The organism is Nonomuraea mangrovi, assembly GCF_042681425.1.
Classification (GTDB): Bacteria; Actinomycetota; Actinomycetes; order Streptosporangiales; family Streptosporangiaceae; genus Nonomuraea; species Nonomuraea mangrovi.
Genome location: NZ_JBHUFV010000060.1, coordinates 26,466 through 49,821, shown reverse-complemented (window position 1 = coordinate 49,821; position 23,356 = coordinate 26,466). Strand labels below are relative to the sequence as shown.

Annotated in this window: 17 protein-coding genes; 9 read left to right on the top strand and 8 right to left on the bottom strand. The window is 72.1% G+C overall.

Features of this window, described 5'->3' with window-relative positions; translation table 11 throughout:
- Positions 1-56: 56 nt before the first annotated feature.
- A complete protein-coding gene (locus ACFSKW_RS38745; RefSeq protein ID WP_379578592.1) occupies positions 57-2,564 on the bottom strand; it encodes a helix-turn-helix transcriptional regulator in 2,508 nt (835 codons plus the stop codon).
- A gap of 66 nt (positions 2,565-2,630) precedes the next feature.
- Here ACFSKW_RS38745 and ACFSKW_RS38740 point away from each other — a divergent pair, with 66 nt between their 5' ends.
- Together ACFSKW_RS38740 and ACFSKW_RS38735 are read left to right on the top strand one after the other, a co-directional pair.
- Positions 2,631-3,653 (top strand): phosphotransferase, encoded by a 1,023-nt coding sequence (locus ACFSKW_RS38740; RefSeq protein WP_379578590.1) that lies wholly within the window; start codon positions 2,631-2,633, stop codon positions 3,651-3,653.
- Positions 3,654-3,764: 111 nt separating this feature from the next.
- The gene (locus ACFSKW_RS38735) at positions 3,765-5,729 is read left to right on the top strand and encodes a protein kinase domain-containing protein (RefSeq protein WP_379578588.1); all 1,965 of its coding nucleotides are present in this window, start codon (positions 3,765-3,767) and stop codon (positions 5,727-5,729) included.
- Here the strand turns inward: ACFSKW_RS38735 and ACFSKW_RS38730 are convergent.
- Genes ACFSKW_RS38730 through ACFSKW_RS38700 form a run of 7 tightly spaced genes read right to left on the bottom strand, consistent with a single transcriptional unit; the run spans position 5,707 to position 12,155 of the window.
- Positions 5,707-7,029, bottom strand: a complete 1,323-nt coding sequence (locus ACFSKW_RS38730; protein ID WP_379578586.1) for an alkaline phosphatase family protein — start codon at positions 7,027-7,029, stop codon at positions 5,707-5,709. The genes ACFSKW_RS38735 and ACFSKW_RS38730 overlap by 23 nt on opposite strands.
- A complete protein-coding gene (gene eboE / locus ACFSKW_RS38725) occupies positions 7,029-8,093 on the bottom strand; it encodes a metabolite traffic protein EboE (protein WP_379578584.1) in 1,065 nt (354 codons plus the stop codon). Before eboE ends, ACFSKW_RS38730 begins: the two co-directional genes overlap by 1 nt.
- The gene (locus ACFSKW_RS38720; RefSeq protein ID WP_379578582.1) at positions 8,093-8,920 is read right to left on the bottom strand and encodes a TatD family hydrolase; all 828 of its coding nucleotides are present in this window, start codon (positions 8,918-8,920) and stop codon (positions 8,093-8,095) included. The genes eboE and ACFSKW_RS38720 overlap by 1 nt, the downstream gene beginning before the upstream one ends.
- The gene (locus tag ACFSKW_RS38715) at positions 8,920-9,408 is read right to left on the bottom strand and encodes an EboA domain-containing protein (RefSeq protein WP_379578580.1); all 489 of its coding nucleotides are present in this window, start codon (positions 9,406-9,408) and stop codon (positions 8,920-8,922) included. Before ACFSKW_RS38715 ends, ACFSKW_RS38720 begins: the two co-directional genes overlap by 1 nt.
- Entirely contained in the window at positions 9,389-10,246 is an 858-nt protein-coding gene (locus ACFSKW_RS38710; RefSeq protein ID WP_379578577.1) for a sugar phosphate isomerase/epimerase family protein, read from the bottom strand. The genes ACFSKW_RS38715 and ACFSKW_RS38710 overlap by 20 nt, the downstream gene beginning before the upstream one ends.
- On the bottom strand, positions 10,216-11,028 hold the full coding sequence (locus ACFSKW_RS38705) for an SCO3242 family prenyltransferase (protein WP_379578575.1): 813 nt from the start codon (positions 11,026-11,028) through the stop codon (positions 10,216-10,218). Before ACFSKW_RS38705 ends, ACFSKW_RS38710 begins: the two co-directional genes overlap by 31 nt.
- Entirely contained in the window at positions 11,025-12,155 is a 1,131-nt protein-coding gene (locus tag ACFSKW_RS38700; RefSeq protein ID WP_379578573.1) for an inositol-3-phosphate synthase, read from the bottom strand. The genes ACFSKW_RS38705 and ACFSKW_RS38700 overlap by 4 nt, the downstream gene beginning before the upstream one ends.
- Positions 12,156-12,281: 126 nt before the next feature.
- Here ACFSKW_RS38700 and ACFSKW_RS38695 point away from each other — a divergent pair, with 126 nt between their 5' ends.
- From ACFSKW_RS38695 to ACFSKW_RS38665, 7 genes are read left to right on the top strand one after another with little or no spacing between them, the layout of a single operon-like run.
- Complete coding sequence (locus tag ACFSKW_RS38695; protein ID WP_379578571.1) at positions 12,282-13,316, top strand: Gfo/Idh/MocA family protein; 1,035 nt, start codon at positions 12,282-12,284, stop codon at positions 13,314-13,316.
- Positions 13,317-13,318: 2 nt separating this feature from the next.
- Positions 13,319-14,749, top strand: coding sequence for a sugar ABC transporter ATP-binding protein (locus tag ACFSKW_RS38690; RefSeq protein WP_379578649.1), 1,431 nt, complete (start codon positions 13,319-13,321; stop codon positions 14,747-14,749).
- Positions 14,746-15,771: an ABC transporter permease gene (locus ACFSKW_RS38685; protein ID WP_379578569.1), complete on the top strand. Its 1,026-nt coding sequence runs from the start codon at positions 14,746-14,748 to the stop codon at positions 15,769-15,771. The genes ACFSKW_RS38690 and ACFSKW_RS38685 overlap by 4 nt, the downstream gene beginning before the upstream one ends.
- A complete protein-coding gene (locus ACFSKW_RS38680; protein WP_379578567.1) occupies positions 15,768-16,712 on the top strand; it encodes an ABC transporter permease in 945 nt (314 codons plus the stop codon). Before ACFSKW_RS38685 ends, ACFSKW_RS38680 begins: the two co-directional genes overlap by 4 nt.
- Positions 16,699-17,925: an ABC transporter substrate-binding protein gene (locus ACFSKW_RS38675; RefSeq protein ID WP_379578565.1), complete on the top strand. Its 1,227-nt coding sequence runs from the start codon at positions 16,699-16,701 to the stop codon at positions 17,923-17,925. Before ACFSKW_RS38680 ends, ACFSKW_RS38675 begins: the two co-directional genes overlap by 14 nt.
- Positions 17,877-18,737, top strand: coding sequence for a sugar phosphate isomerase/epimerase family protein (locus tag ACFSKW_RS38670; RefSeq protein ID WP_379578563.1), 861 nt, complete (start codon positions 17,877-17,879; stop codon positions 18,735-18,737). Before ACFSKW_RS38675 ends, ACFSKW_RS38670 begins: the two co-directional genes overlap by 49 nt.
- A 33-nt stretch (positions 18,738-18,770) precedes the next feature.
- Positions 18,771-23,342, top strand: coding sequence for a ThuA domain-containing protein (locus tag ACFSKW_RS38665; RefSeq protein ID WP_379578561.1), 4,572 nt, complete (start codon positions 18,771-18,773; stop codon positions 23,340-23,342).
- The last annotated feature ends 14 nt before the right edge of the window (positions 23,343-23,356 follow it).

The window sequence follows — 23,356 nt, the reverse complement described above, 5'->3', positions numbered from 1 at the left end:
CTCCTGTAATGAACCATAGAAGCCATGCCGGGGCGCGTCAACATCGCGGGAAGGGCTCAGCCCAGCAGGTCCGCCAGCGCCGCGCGGTCGCTGACGCCGGTCTTCTCGTAGACCGCGTAGAGGGTGTTGGCGACCGTCCTGATCGACACCACCAGGCGGGCCGCGATCTCCCTGTTGGTCAGGCCCTGGGCGGCGAGCAGGGCGACCTCGCGCTGGCGAGGGGTCAGGTCGGGCACGTCCAGATCGAGCAGCGCGGGGGTGCGGGCGCCCTGGCAGCGCCGCGCGAGCGCCCACGCCCTGGTCTCCGCCGCCCTGGCCGCGCGGGTCAGCCCCTCATGGCGGTGGCGGAGGGCGGCCTGGGCGGCCGCCTCGGCGGCGTGGACGATCAGGCCGAGCCGCTCGAAGCCGGCGGAGACGGCGTCCAGGTCGGGCCCGGTGCGGGCGGCGGCGTGCTCGGCGAACAGCGCGACCAGCGGGCCCTCGCCCGTCAGGCGGGCGGCGACCTGCGCCGGCCGGCCGAGCCGTACGACGTCGTGGAGGAGGAAAGGCACCTGGGCGGGCAGCGCCCGCTCGGCCGCGGCGAGCGCGGTCGAGACGGCGCCGGAGATGTCGCCGCGGGCGGCCAGCGTCCACACCTTCGCCTGCTCCACGGGGACGACGACGGGAGGGCCGAGCGGCAGCCCTCTGCGCTCGGCCAGCGCGATCGCCTCTTCCGCCGCCTCGACCTCGCCGAGCATCGCGTGGGCGTGGGCCAGTTCGCCCAGGCACAGGCCAGCCCACACGCTGCGCTCGGGCAGGCGGGCGATCGCCTCCCTGCACCAGCCCAGCGCGTCGGTGATGCTGCCGCGCAGCCTGAGCGCCTGCGCCTTGCGGGTGCCGAAGTAAATGATCGCCTTGGCCCACGCTCCGAATTCGCCGTCGAGGCCACGCCCCTGCTCGGCGTAGCGTTCGGCCGCGGCCAGGTCGCCCAGGAAGAGCGCGGCCTCCGAGGCGGCCTCCAGGATCGCCGCCCTGAGGCTCGGCAGCGCGTTCGGCGCGCGGTCGAGCGCCGCCTCGGTGCGGGCGACCGTCTCCAGGCACTCGGTCGCCCTGCCCTCGGCGGCCAGGATGACGGCCTCGGTCGTGCCGGACGCCAGCACGTTGCGCGGATGCGTGGAGGGCCCCATCGCGGCCGCGGCCCGCAGCGACGCCCTCGCCGCCTCCAGGTCGCCGGCGAACACCTCCAGCGAGGACCTGGTGCTGCGGGCGCCCTGTCGCGCGTCGGCGTCGGTGATCGAGCGGTCGATCGCCGTCATCAGTTCCAGCGCCTCCTCGACCCTGCCCAGCCCCCAGAACAGGTTGAACGCCCTGGTGGTCGCGCAGTCGGTGCGGGAGGAGTCGTCACGGGCCAGTGCGGAGGCGGCGGCGAACGCCTCCTCCGACTCTGCGTAGCGGTCGGCGTAGAACAGGATGCTGCCCAGCGCGAGCCTGGCCCGGAAGCCGTCGCCCGCCGCGCGGGCCAGGTGCTCGGCCAGCTCCAGGTCACGGGCCATCCTGGCCAGGTCGCAGGCGGCGAGCAGCAGCTCGGGGTCGCTGGCCGCGCCGCTGTCGAGCCGCCACACCGCCACGCGCAGCACGTCCTCGCGGCGGCGCAGGCCCGACGCCGCCACGGCGTCGGCCAGCTTGCGCAGGAGCTTGCGGGCGCGCAGGGTGCCGCAGCCGTGCCTGATCACCTCGCCGTAGAGCGGGTGGCCGAGCCGTACCTGCAGGCGGCGGCCCTCCAGCTCGACCGTCACGAGCTGGCGGTCCTCCAGGCGCTCGACCGCGGCGGCCGAGGCGAGCGACGAGAGCAGATCGGCGCCGAGCGGCTCGCCGTAGGCCAGCAGCTCCAGGACCTCACGCTCGTCGGGCGTCAGCTCGCCGACGCGCCCCGCGATCGTGTCCCGCAGCGACGGCGTGATCGACAGCGGCCCCCGCCAGCGCCACACGCCGCCGCTGTCGGCGAGCATGCCTGCCAGCACCAGCTCGCGCAGGTAGAGGGCGTTGCCCCGGCTCGCGTGCCACAGCCGCGTCACCGTGCCCGGCTCCACCCTGCCGCCCAGTGCCCGTTCGAGGACCCGCCCGGTCTCCTCCGCCGTCAGCGGCGCCAGCTCCATGCGCGGCAGCAGGTCGTCCTTCCACAGCGCCCGCACGGCGTCGGGCGCGGGCGTCTCCGTGCGTAAGGTCGCGATCACCCTGGTACGGCCGCGCGCCACCAGGTGGTGGACGAGCGCGGCGGAGGCGGCGTCGAGCAGGTGCGCGTCATCCACGACCAGGACGGGCGCGCGCACGGCGTCGGCCGCCCAGCCGAGCGGGTTGCCCGCGGGCGGCGTGGAGGGCAGCAGCGGCCCGAAGGCGCCAAGCGGCAGCTCGGCCGCCGCGGCCGTGGCCCGCACCCACGCCACGTCGTCGAGACCACCCACGGCCTGCGCCACCAGGCGGCTCTTGCCCACCCCCGGAGCGCCCACGACGACCAGGCCGGCGGCGGCTGACCTGATCTCGGCCAGCTCCGCCGCACGGCCTGCGAAGGGCCACGAACCTGCCACGCTGGAAGCGTATTTGAGTAGCCCTTACTCATGCGAGGAGATCGCGAGAGGGAGCAAGGTCGAGGCATGGACATCAGGGCCCTGGTACGGCGCAGCCTCGGCGACCCGCTCGCCGAGATCGCCGAGCAGCGCAGCGAGCCCGTGGCCCCGCATGGGTTCGGCGCGCTGTCCACCACCTCGCTGCGCAGGCTCCACGGCACCACGACGGGGGGCGTGCCGTGGTCCTTCTTCGTCAAGTCGATCGAGTCGCCGCAACGGCGTCCCGGGTTCGAGGACAAGGCCGCGCACTTCCCGTGGCGGGTCGACCTCGACACCTACCTGGCGGGCTTCGCGCTGCCGGAGGGCATGCGCCTGCCCCGCCTGCACCACGTGGAGGACCTGGGCGACGACCGCTACGTGATGTGGCTGGAGGACGTGCGGGCCGCCGACGCGGCATGGGACCTCGACAGGTACAGGTCCGCGGCCAGGCTGCTGGGGGAGCTGGCCGCCATGCATCCGGCGGCGGGGCCGAACGAGGGGCTGCGCCACTTCCTCGCCGGGCCCGTCGAGCACCTGTTCCTGCCCGCGCTGCGCGACCCCGGCCTCTGGCGGCATCCGCTCGTCGCCGCGCACGCCGATCCGCTGCTGCGCTCCGACCTGCTGGCGCTCGCCGCGCGGATCGACTCCCTGGTGGATGCGGTCGCCGGGCTGCCGCACACGCTTTCGCACGGCGACGCCTGCCCTGCCAACCTGCTCGTTCCCGCCGACGGCTCCGCGCGGTTCGTGGCGATCGACTGGAGCTGGCCCTGGGCGACCTGCGCGGGCTTCGACCTCGGACAGCTCCTGGTGGGCAGAGCCCACACGGGAGAGCTCTCGCCCGGGGACCTGCCCGCCGTCCACGAGGCGATCGAGACGGCCTACGCCGAGGGGTCGGGCTTCTCCGCCGACGAGGTGGCGCTCGGCTACGCCGCCACGCTGGTGCTGTGCAGCGCGTGGACGGCCCTGCCGTTCGAGCGTCTCGGCGACGAGCCGACGCCCGAGCTGCACGAGCTCTTCCGCCGGCGCGCGGGGCTCGCCAGGTTCGTCGCCGACGTCGGCCGCGGTCTCTGACGTGGGTCGATTCGCGGGTATCGGCGGTCCATGATCTGGGGCTCCCTTTCGGTGATATACAGGTGCCCTCTCTAGGGAGCTAACCGGGGGAAAAGGGGCATCGTGGTCGAGATGAGACCGCTCATACCTGAGGATCCAGCGGCGGTCGGGGGACACCGCATCCTCGGCAGACTGGGCGAAGGTGGTCAGGGCATCGTCTTCCTGGGCGAGGGGCCAGGAGGGCAGAGGGTCGCCGTCAAAGTCCTGCAGGGCTACCTGACGGCCAACGCGGAGGCCCGCGAGCGGTTCGTCCGCGAGGTGCGGATCGCCACCAGCGTGGCGAGGTTCTGCACCGCGCAGATCCTGGCGACCGGCGTGGTGGGCGACAGCCCCTACATCGTCAGCGAGTACGTTCCCGGGCCCTCGCTCGAGGAGTCGGTGCGCGACGCGGGGCCCCGCACGGGTGCGGCACTCGAACGGCTGGCGCTCAACACCGCCATGGCGCTGGCCGCCATCCATCGTGCGGGCGTGCTGCACCGCGACTTCAAGCCGGCCAACATCCTGCTGGGACCCGACGGTCCGGTGGTGATCGACTTCGGCATCGCCAGGGCGCTGGACGGCGGACTGGCGGGGATGACGCACCAGGGGCAGTTCTTCGGCACGCCCAGGTACATGGCGCCCGAGCAGTTCGCCGAGGCCCCTGTCGGGCCGCCCGCGGACGTGTTCGCGTGGGCGATGACGATGGTGTTCGCGGCGAACGGGCGGCCCGCGTTCATCACCGAGACCCTGCCGGGGCTGCTGCACTCGATCATGCATGAGGAGCCTGACCTCGGGGTGCTCGCCGGAGGGCTGCGTGACCTGGTGGCCCTCTGCCTGGCCAAGGATCCCGCGCGCAGGCCGACGGCCGAGCAGCTCGTGGCCCACCTGAGCGGCGCCCGCACCCCTGTGCCGCCCGCGACGCAGGCCTTACCGCAGGTCCCGCCCGCACCGCAGCCGCCCCCCTTCCTCCAGCAGGCGTCGCCGGGCTCCGAGCCCCCGTCGCCGGTCGCGCACCACACGTCCCCCGGCCCCCAGCCCGCGGCCACGGGCCTCCCGCAACCGCCGCCGTCTCCCGGGCACCCGTCTCCCGGACACGGGCATCCGTCTCCCGGGCACCAGCACGCGTACCCCGTCGACCGGCAGACAGGGCCCGTCAGCCCGCAGGCAGGGCCCGTCGCGCCGCCGTCGCCGCCGGTCGCCCTCCATGCGCCGACCGCCCCGCCTCAGGCGCCCCCGCCGGTCGCCCTCCATGCGCCGACCATCCCGCCTCAGGCGCCCCCGCCGGTCGCGCTCCAGCCGCCGACCATCCCCCCGCAGGCGCCCCCGCCCGGCCCGCCAGGGCAGGAGGGCAGACCGTCGAAGGGGAACAGGCGGCTGCTCGCCGTGCTGGCGGGGGCGACCGTCGTCGTGCTCGGCGCGGTCACAGCAGGGGTACTGCTCAGCAGGGACGGCAGCGCGCCGCAGGCCGTCGAGCGGGCGCAGGGCGACCCCCAGCCGAGCACCCTGCCCGTGGCCGTCCCCTCGAACCCCGACCCGTGGTCCAGCCCGGTGCCGAGCGGGTCGCCGAAGCCGAAGGCCAAGAAGACCCGGTCGCCGACGCCCACCCCGACCGCGGTCCCCACCCCGGTCAGGAAGGCGCGGCTCACCGAGCGCAACCTGCTGGCCAACGGCGGGTTCAACGGCGCCGACCTGGCCCCCTGGTACCTCAGAGGTACCGTCAAGCAGGTCACCAGCGGCCAGCGCAGCGGCTGGGGAGCGCTCTGGATGACCTCCACCTCGGGGATGGACGCCGCCGCCGAGCAGGTGACCAGGCTACGCCCGAACACCAAGTACACGCTGAGCGGCTGGGTCCGCTCCGACGGCAGGCGAACCGTGCTGGGCGTCAAGACCGCCGACCCCCACAGGGGCGGATGGAGGGCGCACAGCGGTAAGAAGTACGGCTACTACTCGATGACGTTCACCACCGGCAAGGACACGACGAAGGCGACGGTCTTCTGCTGGCGCAAGGACGCCGGCCAGGGCTACTGCGACGACGTCAGCCTCCGCGCCTGGCAATGAGCCCTTCGATCAGCCCCTTGACCGCCGTGGCCTCGTGCGCGTCGCCGTCGAAGGGACCGAGCAGGACAGGCCCGTCCTCGGCGCTGTCGGGCAGCCGGCCGTGGCTGCCCCGCACCGGTGACGGGTCCAGCGGCACCACCGACATCGTGTAGCGCAGGCCGAGCCGCTTACGGGCCAGCGCCAGCCCCGCGCGGACCTTGACGAGCGGGTCGGCGGGGTCCATGAAGAGCTCGGCCGGGTCGTAGCCGGGCTTGCGGTGGATCTCGACGAGCCTGGCGAAGTCGGGGGCGCGGGCGTCGTCCAGCCAGTAGTAGTAGGTGAACCACGCGTCGGGCTCGGCGACCGCGACCAGTTCGCCCGCCCGTTCGTGGTCGAGGCCGTAGGCGGCCTTGCCCGCGCCGTCGAGCACCTCGTCGACGCCCGGCAGCCCGGCCACGACCGAGCGCGTTCTCGGCAGGTCGGCGGGGTCGCGCACGTAGACATGGGCGAGTTGGTGGTCGGCGACGGCGAAGGCCCGCGAGGTCCACGGGTCGAGGTACTCCATCCCCGCCTGCGTGTACACCTCCAGCAGTCCGGCCGCGCGCAGCGCCCTGTTGATGTCGACGGGTCTGGCGGCGGGGGTGATGCCGTACTCCGACAGGACGACGAACGTGGCGTCCTCGGCCAGCAGGGGCGCGAGCGCGGCGTCGACGGCCTGGGCCGCGGCGACGGCCTCGGGCCCGTCGGGTCCGTACCGCTGCAGGTCGTAGTCGAGGTGCGGGACGTAGACCATCAGCAGATCGGGCCGGTGGGCGCGCAGGATGTGGACGGACGCGCCGACGATCCACTCGCTCGAGGCGATGCCCGCGCCCGGCCCCCAGTAGCTGAACAGCGGGAACGGCGGCAGCTCGTCATGCAGCGAAGGCGGCCTGGTGTAGCAGTCGGGCGACTTGCGGCCGTCGGCGTGGTAGATCGGGCGCGGGGTGATGAGCAGGTCGGAGGCCGCGCCCATGGCGTACCACCAGCACACGTTGGCGGTGCGCAGGCCCGGCACGGAGTCCCACAGCTGGCCGCCCTGGATGAGCGCGTTGTGCTGGCGCCACAGGAAGATCTCGCCGAGGTCCCTGAAGTACCAGCCGTTGCCCACGATCCCGTGCTCGCGCGGCGGCGCGCCGGTGAGCAGGGTGGCCTGCATGGAGCAGGTGACGGCGGGCAGCACGGGCCGCAGCGCCGCCGCCGCGCCGACCTTCGACACTCCCGGCATGTGCGCGAGCAGGCGCGGCGTCAGCCCGACCACGTTGATCACCACGATGGGCGCCATCACAGCTCCTTCAGGCCGAGAACGGCCAGCTCGCGCCGCATCCAGTCCAGCTCGGCCGCGATCCCGCCGGTGACGTCGGGCTCCGGCAGGACGCTCCAGGTATAGGTCTCGACCTCGATGTGCCTGGTCAGCGGCGCGGCCAGCACGGTCCGCAGCAGCTCGCCCAGATAGCCCGCGGTGGTGGTCAGCGGCGGGGGAGGGGCGGCGTGCAGCGGCATGTGGAAGTGGGTCCGCCACCTCTCCCCGTACGGCAGGCGCGCCAGCGCCTCGCCCAGGTCGTCGGCGTAGCCCGAGGCGCACCTGGTCTGGTGCAGGAACCGCGCCTCGTCGTAGGCCCCGAGCGCCCGCTGCGCCCCCGGAGGCGTCTCCAGCGCGCACGACGCCTGCAGCTTGACGATCGGCAGGTCGCCGAAGTCGAGGCCCTCGAAGCCGACCGCCAGGTGGCAGGCGTCCAGGCAGACGCCGAGCAGCTCGTCGCGCGGCAGCAGCTCGGCGGCCTGGGCGGTGGTCTCGATGATGCAGCCGGGCTCGGGCTCGAAGGCGACCCTGATGGTCCTGCCCGTCCTGGACCTGACCTCGCGCAACCCCTCGACCAGTGGCTTCAGCAGTGCGGTCGGCGCGCCTTCGGTGCGCCAGGCGAGCGGCAGCGTCGAGATCGAGCCCTCGGTCACGTCGTCCGGCAGCAGGGCGGCCAGGATCGCGGCCAGGTCGAGGGTGTAGCGCAGCCGCTCGGGTGAGGACCAGTCGGGGGAGTAGACCCGGTGCTTCACGACCTCCTGCTGGAAGCCCCGGTAGGGGAAGCCGTTGAGCGTGACGACCTCCAGGCCGTGGGAGTCGAGTGCGGCGCGCAGCCGTACCAGCTCCTGGGGGTCGTCGAGCAGCGCGCGGGCGGCGCCCGCGGGCAGCCACAGTCCCACGCCGAGCCTGGGTACCCCGAGCAGGGAGCGGACGCGGGCGCAGAAGCCGGACAGCTGGGCGTGGATGCCGGGAAGATCCTCTGCGGAGTGGACGTTCGTGCAGTAGGCCAGGTGGACGATGGAGCCGCCGGGGTGCAGGAAGCGCATCAGCCACCCCGCTTGATCGTGTTGCCCGCGTAGTCGGCCCCCGTGGCCTGCGCTTCCGGGGCGACGCCGTAGAAGGCGGACGGGTTGCGCCACAGCACCCTGTCGACGTCGTCCTCGGTGAAGCCTGCCGCGCGCATCGCGTCGCCCACGGCCCTGGTGCGCAGCGGATCGCTGCGGCCCCAGTCGGCCGCCGAGTTCACCAGCATCCGCTCGGTGCCGTACTCCTGGAGGATCGCCACCATCCGCCCCGGGTCCATCTTGGTGTCGGGGTAGATCGAGAAGCCCATCCAGCAGCCGGAGTCGGCGACCATGCCGACCGTCACCTCGTTGAGGTGGTCGATCAGCACGCGCTCGGGAGGCAGGCCCTTGACGACGTCGAGCGTGCGCCTGGTGCCCTCGGCCTTGTCCCTGTGCGGGGTGTGCACGAGCACGGGCAGGTCATGCTCGGCCGCCATGGCCAGCTGCGCCTCGAACGCCCTGTCCTCCGCAGGGGTCATGGAGTCGTAGCCGACCTCGCCGACCGCCACCACCGACTCCTTCAGCAGGTAGCGGGGCAGCTCGTCCAGCACGCCTTCGCAGCGCGGGTCGTTGGCCTCCTTGGGGTTGAGCGCGAGCGCGCACAGGTGGCGGATCCCGTGCTGCGCTGCCCGGTACGGCTCCCAGCCCAGCAGCGCGTCGAAGTAGTCGAGGAAGCTGCCCACGTTCGTGCGCGGCTGCCCCAGCCAGAAGGCCGGCTCGACGACGGCCCGCACGCCGGCGTCATGCATCCGCTCGTAGTCGTCGGTGGTCCTGGAGGTCATGTGGATGTGGGGGTCGAAGATGCGCATCAGATCCTCTCCAGCACGTCGCGGGGCACGGGTCTGCCCGCGGCCCTGCGCTCGTCGGCGTAGGCGGTCAGCATCCTGGCCAGCTCGGCGTCGGAACGCTCGTCGAGCCCGGCGATCCCGTCGAGCGGGATCGACATGAACACGCACTTCAGCACGCCCTGGCGGTAGGCGTGGTCGTCGAGCGTCCGCGCGCCGTAGGGGCCGAGGGCCGCGGCGACGAGCCTGGCGTCGTTGGTGCGCAGCGCGTCCTCCACCAGGGGCAGCCCCGCGTCGCCCAGGTCGAGGTCGGCGAGCGCGTCCAGGACGGCCAGGCGCTCGCCCGCGTCGCCGTTCCTGTACAGCGCGACGACCGTCGCCGCGTCGACGTGCCGGAGCAGAGCCCGCCTGGCCCCGGGCCCGCCTTCGCGCGCCGCCACGGGGAACAGGCGGTGAACCGCGCCCTGGTCGTCCTTCACCCGCCGCACGGCCTCAGCCGTCCAGTCGCCCATGTGCCCTCCTCAGGAAGTCGATCGACCGCCGGGCCACCTCGGGCGCGGCGTGGCCGTGCCTGGCCAGCTCGACCGCCACCTGGCCGCCGTAGCCCGCGAGCGCGGCCATGACCGGCGGGAAGTCGATGTCGCCCGCCCCGAACTCCAGGTGCTCGTGCACCCCTCGGCGCATGTCCTCGATCTGCACGTGCGCCAGGTACGGCAGCGCCCGCCGTACGCACGAGGGCACGTCCTGCGGTTCCAGGCACCTGCAGTGCCCGATGTCGAGCGTGAGCCCGAACCGGGGATGGCCGCCGAGCAGGCGCCGCAGCCGCTCGTAGTCGGCCAGGTCCTGGACGAGCATCCCCGGTTCAGGTTCGAAGGCGAGCGTGACGCCCGCCTCGTCGGCGTCGTCGAGCAGCCGTTCGCACCACCCGGCCAGCCTGGCCCACGCCTCCTGCTCGGTGACGTCGCAGGGCGTGGCACCGCTCCACAGGTGCACCACGGGCGCGCCGAGGTCGGCGGCGATCCGCATGGCCCTGCGCAGGTAGTCGGCCCTGCGCCACGCCTCGTCGCCGAGCAGTGTCGGATGGTGCTTGCGCCGGGGGTCGAGCGTGTAGCGCCCGCCCGTCTCGACGACCGCGGTCATGCCGAGCTCGCCGAGCAGCTTGGCGGTCGCCGCGACCTCCCTGTTCAGGCCGAGCGCGTAGGGATCGAGGTGGCCGTGGTCGAGGGTGATGGCGGCGCCCGTGTAGCCGAGGTCGGCCAGGACGGCCAGCGCCTCGGGCAGCCGGTGGTCGCGGAAGCCGTTGGTGCAGTAGGACCAGTTCACGAGGTCGCCACCCGTCTGGACAGCCATCCGCCGAAGGGGGCGGCCGCCAGGAGGGCCACCGACTGGGCGGGGCGGCCGTGGCCGGCGACGGCGGCGGCCTGCAGGGGGACGAGCGCCATGATGCTCAGCCGGACGGCCCGCCGTACGTGCTCGGGGTCGGGGTGGGCACGTAGCCCTGCATGGGCCCGCGCGACGGTGGCGAGGTAGCCGGCCAGCGGCGCGCCGGGGCAGGTCCAGGCGAGGAGCGCGGCCGCGGTGGCGCAGGCGGCGAGCGCGCCGCTGACGGTCGACGGCGTGGCGCCCTTCACCTCGGCGCGGCCGAGGACGCTGATGCCGTAGGTGTGCGCGCCGATGGCCAGGGCGGTGGGCACGGCTCTGGCCGCGCCGCCCGCGCCGAGCATGACGTCGAGCGCCCTGCACGCCGCCATGGCCGCGGGCCCCCACGGTGTGCGCTTGAGCCCGAGGTCGTAGGCCCACACCGCGCCCGCGAGCAGGCCCGCGAGGCCGAGCCCTCGCCTGCCGTCCGCGGCGAGGGCCGCGAGCAGGCCTGCGCCCGTGCAGCCCGCCGCCGTGGCCAGCGCCATTGCGGGGCTGATCCTGCCGGAGGGGATGGGGCGCTCGGGACGGTCGAGCGCGTCCTGGTGACGGTCCGACCAGTCGTTGAGCGCCATGCCCGCCCAGTAGAGCAAGGTCGAGGCCAGCGCGGGCCCTGGACGGGCCGGCAGACCGGCGGCCGCCGCGCCCGCCATCGTGTCACCTGGCACGGACAGCGCGGCGGGTGCTCTGATCAGCTCCAGCAGCGCCCTCATGCGAGCGACTCCGCGAAGGCTCGCAGCCTGTCGTACTGGGCGGGCAGCGCGTGCTCGTCGCTGCCGAGCGGGTCCTTGAAGAAGTAGCCGAGCTCGCCGAGGACGCCGTGCCTGCCCCGCTCGTGGGCGCGAGCCACGAGCCTGGCCAGGTCGAGCACCAAGGGGGCGGCGAGCGCGGAGTCACACCCCTGCCAGGTGAACTGCATGGTCATCCGCACGCCCATGAACCCCTCGAAGGTGACGTGGTCCCACGCCGTCTTCCACTCGCCGAGGTCGGCCACGTAGTCGATGTGCGTGCGGCCTTCGACCCGGCCGCCGAGGACGCCCTCCACCGCCCTGTCCTTCGAGGCCTCCTTGCTCCGCCTGGCCGCGGGGTCGGCCAGGGTGGCGCCGTCACCGCCGCCCAGCAGGTTCAGGCCCGACCACGAGCGGACCGCCAGCCCTCGGCCCTCGAACATCGGCGCGAGCGCGCTCTTCACCAGCGTCTCTCCCGTCTTGCCGTCGCGTCCGGCGTACGGCAGGCGCTCGGCGGCGGCGAGTTCGGCCAGCGCGGGCAGCGAGGGCCCGGTCGAAGGGGTGAACGCGACATGACCGCAGCCCGCGCGGAAGGCCGCGTAGGCGTACAGCGAACTGGCGGGCAGCACCGGCTCCCCTGACGCCAGAGCCGCCTCCAGCGTCGCGAGCCGGGCGAACTCGGGCCGCCACGGCACGGGCGGCTCCGTCGAGGAGAGGTCCACCACCACGACCCTCGACAGTCCCTTCCTCTCGCGGAAGGCGGCCAGGTCGCGGGCGATCCTGGCGGCGGCGCTCGCCTGGTCGCCCTCCTGGCCGTGGCCCGGCCTGATCTCCGCCTCGGCCGCGTCCAGGTCCTCCGCCAGCAACCTGGGGAGCGCAGGGGGGATCACCCCTGCCTCGCTCAGCCGTTCGGCCCGTTTCGTCAGGGAGGTGGAGGCGATGTCATGACCGCCGAACACCAGGTCGGCGACGCCGGGTAAGCCGCACGGAGGCAGCCGTTCCGCCACGCATCCCGTGGCGGGCAGCAGCCCCGACCTGATGGCCGCCGCCCCGGCTATGACGGTGGTAGCGACCGAGCCTCTAGCGCCGATGAGCCATACACCAATAGCCATAGTCGGTATATAAGCCGGAGACCTTCTGAAGTAAACCCCTGACTTTTGCTTGACCATCGTCATAAGTCGGATCTACGATCCCGAAACATGGAGGACATAAGCCGGGAATCGGCTGATAATCCCCGAGTGGGCATCATCGGGACCGGCTTCATGGGCCGCGTGCACGCCCGGTCCGCCCGGCTCGCAGGCGCCGTGATCGTCGGCGTCGCCGGGTCCAGGCCCGACAGGTCGCAGGGCCCCTACAGCTCGGCCGACGAGCTGATCGAGTCCGGTGCGATCGACCTGGTCCACATCTGCACGCCCAACCACCTGCACGCGCCCCTCGCGCTCAAGGCCATCGCCGCCGGCGTGGCGGTCATCTGCGAGAAGCCGCTGGCCACCGACGGGGAGACCGCCGCGCTCATGGCGGCCCGCGCCGACGAGGCCGGGCTGGTGGCCACCGTCCCGTTCGTCTACCGCTTCCACGCGATGGTCCGCGAGGCAAGGCAGCGCGTGGCTCGCGGCGACGTCGGCAGGGTCACGCTGATCCACGGCAGCTACCTGCAGGACTGGCTGCTGCGCCCCGAGGACGACAACTGGCGGGTCGACCCCGAGCTCGGCGGCCCCAGCCGTACGTTCGCCGACATCGGCTCGCACTGGTGCGACCTGGCCGAGTTCGTCACCGGCGAGCGCATCCGCGCGGTGTCCGCCCAGACGGGCGTCGTCCAGCGGGAGCGCGCCGGCCACGCCCCCGTGCTGACCGAGGACGTGGTCACCGTCCAGTTCCGCACGGCACACGGCGCGCTCGGCTCCGTCACCACCAGCCAGGTCTCGCCGGGCCGCAAGAACCGGCTCTTCCTCGAGGTCGCGGGCACCGAGCAGAGCCTGGCCTTCGACCAGGAGCAGCCGGAGAAGCTCTGGGTCGGCGGGCGCGAGGGCTCGACGGCGCTGGTGCGCGATCCGGGGACGCTGACCGCCGAGGCGATGCCGTACTCGCCGCTGCCTCCCGGGCACGCGCAGGGCTACCACGAGTGCTTCGAGGCGTTCGTCGCCGACAGCTACGCCGCGCTGCGCGGCGAGCACCGCGACGGACTGCCCACCTTCGACGACGGCGCCCGCGCCGCGCGCGTCTGCGACGCGGTGCTCGCCTCCGCCGCCTCAGGGAGGTGGGTGGAGTGCTGAGCATGACCGGTATCGGCAAGAGCTTCCTCGGCGTGCGCGTGCTGTCGGAGGTGGGCCTGGCCGTCGAGGCCGGAGAGGTGCACGCCGTCGTCGGCGAGAACGGCGCGGGCAAGTCCACGCTCATGAAGATCCTGGCCGGGGTGCACACGCCCGACGCGGGGACGATCACCATCGACGGGCGGGAGGTCTCCTTCAACCACCCGCTCGACGCCCAGCGGGCGGGGGTGGCGATCATCTACCAGGAGTTCACGCTCCTGCCCGAGCGCAGCGTCGCGGAGAACGTCTTCCTCGGCAGGGAGCCCCTGCGCCGCGGCCTGGTCGACAGAGCGGCGATGGACGGCGCGACCGCCGCCCTCCTGGCCGAACTCGGCGAGGACTCCTTCGGCCCCCGCGACCCTGTCAAGCGCCTGTCCGTCGCGCAGCAGCAGGTCGTCGAGATCGTCAAGGCGCTCTCGCTCGACGCGCGCATCGTCGTCATGGACGAGCCGACGGCCGCCCTCGCCGACCACGAGGTGGAGCTGCTGTACCGGCTGGTCAGGCGATTACAGGAGCGCGGCATCGCGGTGCTGTACATCTCGCACCGGCTGCGCGAGGTCTTCGACCTCGCCTCACGGGTCACCGTGCTGAAGGACGGACGGCTCGTCAGCACGGTCGCCGCCGCCGACGTCACCTCCGACGACCTGGTCCGCCTCATGGTGGGCCGAGATCTGGGCACCTACTTCCCTGCCCGCTCCTCCTCGACGGGGGACGTGCGGCTGAGCGTCACCGGCGGCGGCAACGCCCGCCTGTCGGACATCTCGCTGGAACTGCGGGCGGGCGAGATCGTCGGCATCGCAGGACTGCAGGGCTCGGGCCGCTCCTCCCTGGCCAAGGCGCTGTTCGGCGCCGCGCCCTTCACCACCGGCACCATGACCCCCGTCAGGCCCCGCTCGGTCCGCGAGGCCGTCGCCGCGGGGATCGGGCTCGTCACGGAGGACCGCAAGGCCGAGGGCCTGGCCCTGCGCCAGTCGGTCCGCGACAACGCGCTGCTGGTGGCGCGCGCGATCGGCCGTCCCGGCGCCTCGGTGCGCGACCTCCTCGACCGGGTACGGCTCTCGCCGCCGCGCCCCTCGCAGGAGGTGCGTTACCTGTCGGGCGGCAACCAGCAGAAGGTCGTCCTCGCCAAGTGGATGACGCTCGCCCCCGACGTCCTGCTCTTCGACGAGCCGACCCGAGGGGTCGATGTCGGGGCGAAGGCCGCGATCCACGACCTCATGCGGGAACTGGCCGAGGACGGCACCGCGATCATGATGATCTCCTCCGAGTTACCCGAGCTCATCGGGATGAGCGACCGCGTCATCGTCCTGCGAGACGGGCGCGTCGCGGGGACCCTGCCCGCGGGCTCGTCGGAGGAGGCCGTCATGCGGCTGGCCGCGAGCGAGGAGACGGCATGAACGACGCGCCCCCATCCGAGGCCACGGCCCCGCCCGAGGCGTCGCGCCCCGCGGCGGGCCGCGCAGCGGCGGCCACGCGCCGGTGGGCTGACCTCGGCTCCACCCAGGTCGTCTTCCTCGCGCTGCTGGTCACCATCGTGGTCGGCTGGATCCTCGTCGCCGTCGACGGCGGGAACCTGCTCACCGTGGAGACGATCGTCGGCGTCCAGCAGCGCAGCGCCGCCCTCGGCATCGTCGCCGTCGGCCAGACCCTGGCCATCCTCGCGGGATCGCTCGACCTGTCGGTCGCCTACCTGATCAGCCTCGCCTCCCTGGTCGCCGCCGAGATCATGCAGGCGGGCAGCATCCCGGGGGCCGTCGCCGCCGTCATCGGCGTCAGCGCGCTCGTGGGCCTGGTCAACGGGGTGGTGATCACCAAGCTCAAGGTGCACGCCTTCATCGCCACCCTCGGCGTCGCCCTCATCATCAAGGGAGTCCTCGACCACCTCTACGACGGCCCGGCGGGCCGCGTCCCCGAGTCCTTCCAGCACCTCGGCTATGACCGCGTCGGGCCGATCCCCGTCTCCGCGATGCTGTGGGCGGCCGTGGCGCTGACAGCATGGTTCCTGCTCAGCAGGACCAGGTACGGCTACCGCGTCTACGCCGTCGGCGGCGACCCCGACGTCGCCCGGCTGTCCGGCGTGCGCACCGACCGGGTGATCATCCTCACCCACGTCCTGTGCTCCCTGTGCGCGGGCGTCGCGGGCCTGCTGCTGGCCAGCAGGCTCGGCGCGGGCGTCCCCACCGTGGGCACCGACGGCGGCTACGACCTGGAGTCGATCGCCGCGGTCGTCCTCGGCGGCACCGCTCTGGCGGGCGGCAGAGGCGGGGTGGCGGGCACCGTCGGCGGCGTCCTGCTGCTGGCCGTCCTCGACAGCGTCTTCAACCAGCTCGAAGTCAACTCCTTCTTCAAGGACGTCGTCCGCGGCGTGGTCATCGTGGTCGCCGTGGCGGTCTACGCGAGGAAGAGGAGCACCTCATGAAGCGCGCGCTGCCGATCTTCGCGGTCCTGGCCGTCCTGCTGGCCGCGATCGCGCTGGCCAACCCGTTCTTCCTCGAACCCGTGGGCTTCCTGGCCTTCGTCAAGCGGGCCGCGCCGCTGGTGATCCTGGCGGCCGGGCAGTACTTCGTGATCGTCTCAGGCGAGTTCGACCTGTCGGTCGGGTCGCTGGTCACCGTCGAGGTGGTCGTCGCGGCCCGGCTGATCGACGGGAACGAGGACGCCACCTGGCCCGTCCTCGCCCTCGTGGTCGTCATCGGCCTGCTGGTCGGACTGGTCAACGGCGCGGTGACCACACTGCTGCGAGTGCCGTCGTTCATCACCACGCTCGGCATGATGCTCATCCTGTCCGGCGCGGTCTTCCTGTGGACGGGCGGGGCGCCGCGTGGCGCGCTTTCCCAGGCCTTCAGGGTCTTCGGCCGCGACACGCTGTGGTCGGTGCTGATCCTCGCGGCCGTGGGCGTCGCGGCGGTCCTGCTCATGCGCGCCGACTTCGGCCGCACGCTCATCGCGACAGGCGACAACGAGCGCGCCGCCGCGCTGTCGGGCGTCAGGGTCACCAGAGTCAGGATCCTCGCCTTCGCCATCTCGGGGCTGGCCGCCGCGGTCGCGGGCATCCTGCTCGGCGGCTTCGCCGGAGTGTCGGCGCAGGTCGGCCAGGGCCTGGAGTTCTCCGCCATCACCGCGGTCGTCCTCGGCGGCGTGGTGCTCGGCGGCGGCAGGGGGTCGGTCGTGGCCGCCATGGCGGGAGCGCTCACCTTGGAGGCCCTGTTCACCCTGCTCAACCTGTACGGGATCTCGGGGGCGCTGGAGTTCACCGTGCAGGGCGTCATCATCATCGCCGCCGTGGCGGCGGGAGCCGTACGGCTGCCCTTCTCCCTCACCCCCCGAAAGTCCAAAGGAGACGCACATGCCGCGTCATAAGCCCCTCTCTCTCGTCGCGACGGCGGCGCTCGCGCTGCTCGTCGCGGGCTGCACCAGCGACAAGCCGACGGACACGACCACGGCCGCGGCGTCCGCGGCGCCCGCCTCCTCCGCTGCCGCCTCCGAATCAGCGGCTGCGGGGACCGGCGCGCAGTCCTCGTTCTTCGTCCAGGCCGACTACGACGCCCAGCTCGGCATGCGCGCCAAGAGCGCGCAGGGCCCCGCGGACAAGCCGTGGGAGCAGGCCATCGACCCGCAGATGGTCAGCACCTCCCAGTACAAGAAGTCCGGCGGCCTGCACCTGTGCTTCTCCAACGCGGCGGTCAACAACCCCTGGCGGCAGGTCGGATGGAAGAGCATGCAGGCCGAGGTGGCGCTGCACAAGGAGATCACCACGTTCACGGCGCTGGACGCCGAGGGCAAGGACGACAAGCAGATCTCCGACATCGCCGAGCTCACGGGCAAGGGCTGTGACGCGCTGATCGTCTCGCCCAACACCACCGCCACCCTCACACCCGCGGTGAAGGCGGCCTGCGGCAAGCTGCCTGTCATCGTCTTCGACAGGGGCGTGGAGACCGACTGCCCGGTCACCATGATCAACCCGATCGGCGGCTACGCCTTCGGCGCCGACGGCGCCGAGTTCCTGGTCGAGAAGGTGCCCGCGGGCGGCAAGATCCTCGCCCTGCGCATCCTGCCGGGCGTCGACGTGCTGGAGACCCGCTGGTCGGCCGCCAAGGTGACGTTCGACAAGAGCCCGCTCAAGGTCGTCGGCGTGGAGTTCACCGACGGCGACGCGGCCAAGACCAAGAGCATCGTCAGCGACTACATCGCCCGTCACGGCAAGCTCGACGGCGTCTGGATGGACGCCGGCGCCACAGCCGTCGCCGCGATCGAGGCCTTCGAGGACGCGGGAGTGCCCGTCCCCGCCATGGTCGGCGAGGACCAGCAGGACTTCCTGCAGAAGTGGAAGCAGAATAACCTGACCGCCATCGCGCCCACCTATCCGACCTACCAGTGGCGCACGCCCGTCATCGCCGCCCTCAAGATCCTCAAGGGTGAGGAGGTTCCGAAGACGTGGAAGCTGCCCCAGCCGAAGATCACCTCTGACAACCTCGACACCTACCTGCAGCCGAACATGCCGCCGCTGCACTACGCGCTGTGCGGATGCGAGAGCCTGCCCGGCTTCCCCGAGACGTGGGGCGGCAAGAAGTGAACCTGGGGGTCAACACCTGGGTGTGGACCTCGCCGCTCACCGACCGCGACCTTGCGGCGCTCGCGCCCAAGGTCGCGGGGTGGGGGTTCGACGTCATCGAACTGCCCGTCGAGCGGCCGGGCGACTGGGACCCCGCCAGGGCGGCCGACCTGCTGGCCTCGCTCGGCCTGGCCGCCACCGTCGTGCTGGTGATGCCGCCAGGACGTGACCTCGTCGCCTCCGACACGGTCAAGGAGACCCAGGACTACCTCATGCACTGCATGGACGTGGCCGAGATCGTCGGCTCGCCCGTCATCGCGGGGCCCGCCTACAGCGCGGTCGGCCGTACCTGGAGGATGTCGCAGGGCGAGCGCGCCGCCGCGTACGCCGAGTTGCGCGAGAACCTCAAACCCGTCATCGACCACAGCGGGGTCAAGCTGGCCGTCGAACCGCTGAACCGCTACGAGACCAGCCTGCTCAACACCGTCGAGCAGGCACTCGAGGCGCTGCCCCAGGACGCCGGCCTGGCGCTCGACGTCTACCACCTGAACATCGAGGAGAAGGATCCCGCCGCGGCCGTCCGCGCGGCCGCGGGCAGGATCGCGCACGTGCAGGTCTGCGGCACCGACCGGGGGACCCCCGGCCAGGACCGCTTCGACTGGACCGCCTTCACCGCGGCCCTCCGCGCGGCCTCCTACGAGGGGCCGCTGGTCATCGAGTCCTTCACCGCCCACAACCAGACGATCGCCACCGCGGCCTCCATCTGGCGGCCGCTGGCGCCCAGCCAGGACGCTCTCGCCGTCGACGGGCTGGCCTTCCTCCGCACTCTCTGACTCTCCGCCCCTCCTGTCACCGGAGTCATCGCCATGCGTCGTGTTTGTGCTGCCCTGATCCTCCCCTTCCTGCTGTTGTTACCCGGTACGGCGAACGCCGCCGCCCGCCATGAGATCTTCCGTGCACTGCTGTTCACGAAGGCCGTCGGCTACGTCCACGGCTCCATCCCCGCCGGCATCCAGATGGTCAAGGACCTGGCCGCGGCCAACCACTTCGAGGTCGTGCAGACCGACGACTCCTCGGTGTTCAACGACGCCGACCTGGCCGGCTACGACGTGCTGATCATGCTGCAGAACTCCGGCATGGTCTGGGAGAACGACGCCCAGCGCCAGGCCGTGCAGAAGTACGTCCGCTCGGGCAAGGGCGTCGTCGCCGTCCACAACGCGCTCGACATGGGCATCGAGAACGACTTCCCCTGGTGGGACGACCTGGTCAACGGCGGCGCGCACATGCCCGCCCACTCGCCGGGCGTGCTGCAGGGCACCGCCAAGGTCACCGACAGGGTCCACCCCTCGACCAAGAAGCTGCCGCTGCGCTGGGAACGGCCCGAGGAGTGGTACAACTTCTCGCCCAACCCGCGCGGCAACGTGCACGTGCTCGTGTCGGCGGACGAGAAGACCTACAACCCGGGACCCTCGGCCATGGGCCCCGACCACCCCATCTCCTGGTGCCGCAACGCCGAGGGCGGCAAGGTGTGGGCGACCGCGATGGGCCACGACACCGCCGCCTACACCGAGACCGCCTTCCGTGACCACGTGCTCGGCGGCATCACCTGGGCCGCCGGCGCCGAGGCAGGCGACTGCGGCGGCACGGTGAACAGCAGCTTCGAGAAGATCACCCTCGACGACAACACCGCCGACCCGATGGAGCTCGACGTCGCCGCCGACGGCCGCGTCTTCTACGTGCAGCGCAAGGGCGAGATCAAGATCTTCAAGCCCGACACCCACGCCACGGTCACCGCCGCCACGCTCGACGTCTACACCGGCGGCGAGGACGGCCTGGTCGGCATGGAGCTCGACCCGGCCTTCGCGCAGAACGGCTGGATCTACCTCTACTACTCGCCCGCCTCCAGCGCCGAGGACGTCAACAGGCTCTCCCGCTTCACCGTGACAGGCGACAGCATCGACCTGGCGTCGGAGAAGAAGATCCTCGACGTGCCCGCCTACCGGCAGCGCACCTACCCCGAACCCGGACACACCGGCGGCGCCGTGGAGTTCGGCCCCGACGGCACCCTCTACCTCAGCACCGGCGACGACGTGCCGCCCAACCTGTCGCCCGACTGGCAGGGCTACTCGCCGATCGACTGGCGTCCAGGCCAGCACATGCTCGACGCCGCCCGCACCGCGGGCAACACCAACGACCTGCGCGGCAAGATCCTGCGGATCAAGCCGAAGGCCGACGGCGGCTACGACATCCCCTCCGGCAACCTGTTCGCGCAGGGAACGGCCAAGACCAGGCCGGAGATCTTCGCCATGGGCTTCCGCAACCCGTTCCGCTTCACCGTCGACCAGAAGACCGGCTACGTGCACGTCTCCGACTACGGCCCCGACCGTGGCGGCCCGACCACCGACAGGGGACCCGAGGGACTGGTCGAGTACAACGTCATCAAGAAGGCGGGCAACTTCGGCTGGCCGTTCTGCCACGGCGACAACCAGGCGTACGCGCCCTACAACCCCGACACCAAGGTCGTCGGGCCCAAGTTCGACTGCGCCAACCCCGTCAACGACTCGCCCAACAACACCGGGCTGACCGAGCTGCCGCCCATCGAGCTGCCCGTCATGTGGTACGGCTACGGCACCTCGCCGTCCTTCCCCGAGCTCGGCTCCGGCGGCTCGGCCCCGATGAGCGGCCCCGTCTACCGCTACGACGCGGCCTCCACCTCCGCCACGAAGTTCCCCGCCTACTTCGACGGCAAGAGCTTCTTCTACGAGTGGTCGCGCCACTACGTGAAGACCCTCCACCTCGACGACCAGGACAAGCTCCTCAAGATCGACCCGTTCCTCGGCGCCTTCGTCAAGCCGATGGACATGACGTTCGGCCGCGACGGCTCGCTCTACCTGCTCGAATGGGGCAGCTCGTTCGGCGGCGGCAACAACGACTCGGGCCTGTACAGGATCGACTACTCCGCCGGCGCCCGAGCGCCCATCGCCAAGATCACCACCTCGCGCACCGACGGCCCCACTCCGCTCAGCGTGGAGTTCGACAGCGCGGGCAGCTTCGACCCCGACGGCGACCCGATCGACTTCTCGTGGGACTTCGACGGCGACGGCACCTTCGACTCCACCGAGGCGAAGGTCACGCACGTCTACTCGGCCAAGGGACAGTACACCGCGCAGCTCAAGGTCAAGGACTCCACCGGCAAGGAGGGCTTCTCCAACGTCGTCATCACGGCCGGCAACACCAAGCCGGTGGTGACCGTCGAGACGCCGATCGACGGCAGCACGATCGAGTTCGGCCAGGACGTGCCGTACAAGATCAAGGTGACCGATCCCGAGGACGGCACGATCGACTGCGCCAAGGTCTTCGTCAACCCCGCGCTCGGCCACGACGACCACGAGCACGAGACCGTCGAGATCCCCGGCTGCCAGGGCACCATCTCGACCAGCGACATCGGCGGCCATCCGGCGGGCGCCAACCTCTACTACGTCATCAACGCCCACTACACCGACAAGGGCGACGACTCTCTCACCGGCTACGCCAAGGTCGTCCTGCAGCCGAAGAGGAAGCAGGCCGAGTACTTCAAGACGTCGTCGGGCGTCAGGGTGATCGACCAGGCGGGCGCGGAGAGCGGCAAGCGCATCGGCGACATCAGCGACAACGACTGGATCGCCTTCACCCCGCTCGACCTCAACGGCGTCAAGTCCGTCGCCTTCCGGGTCTCCAGCCCGTACGGCGGAGGCACGATCGAGCTGCGCGCCGACTCGCCCACAGGCGCGCTCCTCGCCAGCGCCCCCGTCCAGAACACCGGCGACTGGGACACCTACCAGATGACCAGCGCCGCCCCGGTGAAGAACGACGTGCGGACCAAGACCGTCTACGCGGTGTTCAAGAACAGCCGCAACAACGGCTTCGACCTCGACGCCGTCCAGTTCGCCGGCGAGGATGCGGGCGGCGGGCTCGACCCGGGCGTCTACACCGTCACCGCCCAGCACAGCGGCAAGAACGTCACGCCGGTGTCCCTGCTCGACGACGCCAAGATCGTCCAGCTCGGCGCGAACCAGGGCGATGAGCAGAAGTGGGAGGCGATCCCGGCCACCGCGGGCGGCTACCAGCTCAAGAACGTCAAGAGCGGCAAGTGCCTGGACGTGCCCGGCGGATCGACGGCGACGGGCACCCAGCTCGTCCAGTGGACCTGCCACCCCGACGGCGCCGCTCACCAGCTCCACCAGCGCTTCTTCATCACCGCCTCCGGCGACGACCACATCATCACGGCTGCGGCCAGCGGCCTGTGCGTCGACGTCAACGGCGTCTCCCAGGCCGACAACGCCGCCGTGATCCAGTGGACCTGCGTCAACGCCCCCAACCAGCGCTTCCGCTTCACCCCCGTCGCGGGAGCCGACAAGACGCCGCCGGTGACCACCGCCAAGGCCGCGCAGCCCAACGCCGAGGGCTGGCACACCACGGCCCCCGTCGAGGTCACCCTGACCGCCGAGGACGAGGCGTCGGAGGTCGCCGCGACCGAGTGGCGGCTCGACGGCGGCGCGTGGACGCCCTACACCGAGCCCGTCCTGGTGAGCGGCGACGGCGCCAGGAAGCTCGAGTTCCGCTCGCGTGACGGCGCGGGCAACGTCGAGGAGCCCAAGGCGCTCGACCTCAAGCTCGACACGACCGCCCCGGTGACCACCGCCGCCTTCGCCCCGCCCAACGCGGAGGGCTGGAACGACGGCGACGTCCCCGTCCTGCTGTCCGCCGCCGACGCCACCTCTGGGGTGTCGAAGACGGAGTACTCCCTCGACCAGGGCCCGTGGACGGCCTACGCGGGCACGCCCGTGGTCGTCAGCGGCGACGGGCCGCACGAGCTGCGCTACCGCTCGGCCGACACGGCGGGCACCACCGAGCAGGAGAAGGCCGCCGTCCTCAAGATCGACGGCACCAAGCCCACGCTCATGGTCTCGGGGGTCTCCGACGGCGAGGTGTACGGCGACGCCCAGGACCTGCGCATCACCTGGCAGGCCGTCGACACCACCTCGGGCGTCAAGACCACCTCCGGCACGCTGGACGGCAGCGCGCTCACGCCCGACTCGGTCGTGCCGCTGTTCCCGCAGACCCTCGCCCCGCACGCGGTCTCCGTCACGGCGGGGGACAACGCGGGCAACTCGATCACCACCAACGTCCGCTACACGGTGACCACGTCACTGCGGGACATGCAGAACCTCATCGACCGCTTCCGCGCGACGAACTGGCTGTCCGGGTCGGCCGCGCAGTCTCTCACGAAGGAGCTCTCCAAGGCCCGCAAGGCCGAGGCGTCAGGCAAGGACGCCAAGGCCGTCAGGCATCTGCAGGCGTTCAAGGCCCTGGTGGCCGACACCCGGCAGGTGCCCAGGGCCGACGTCCGCCAGGTCCTGACCAGGGACGCCGACAAGGTCATCTCGACCTTGGACTGACACACCGCACATGA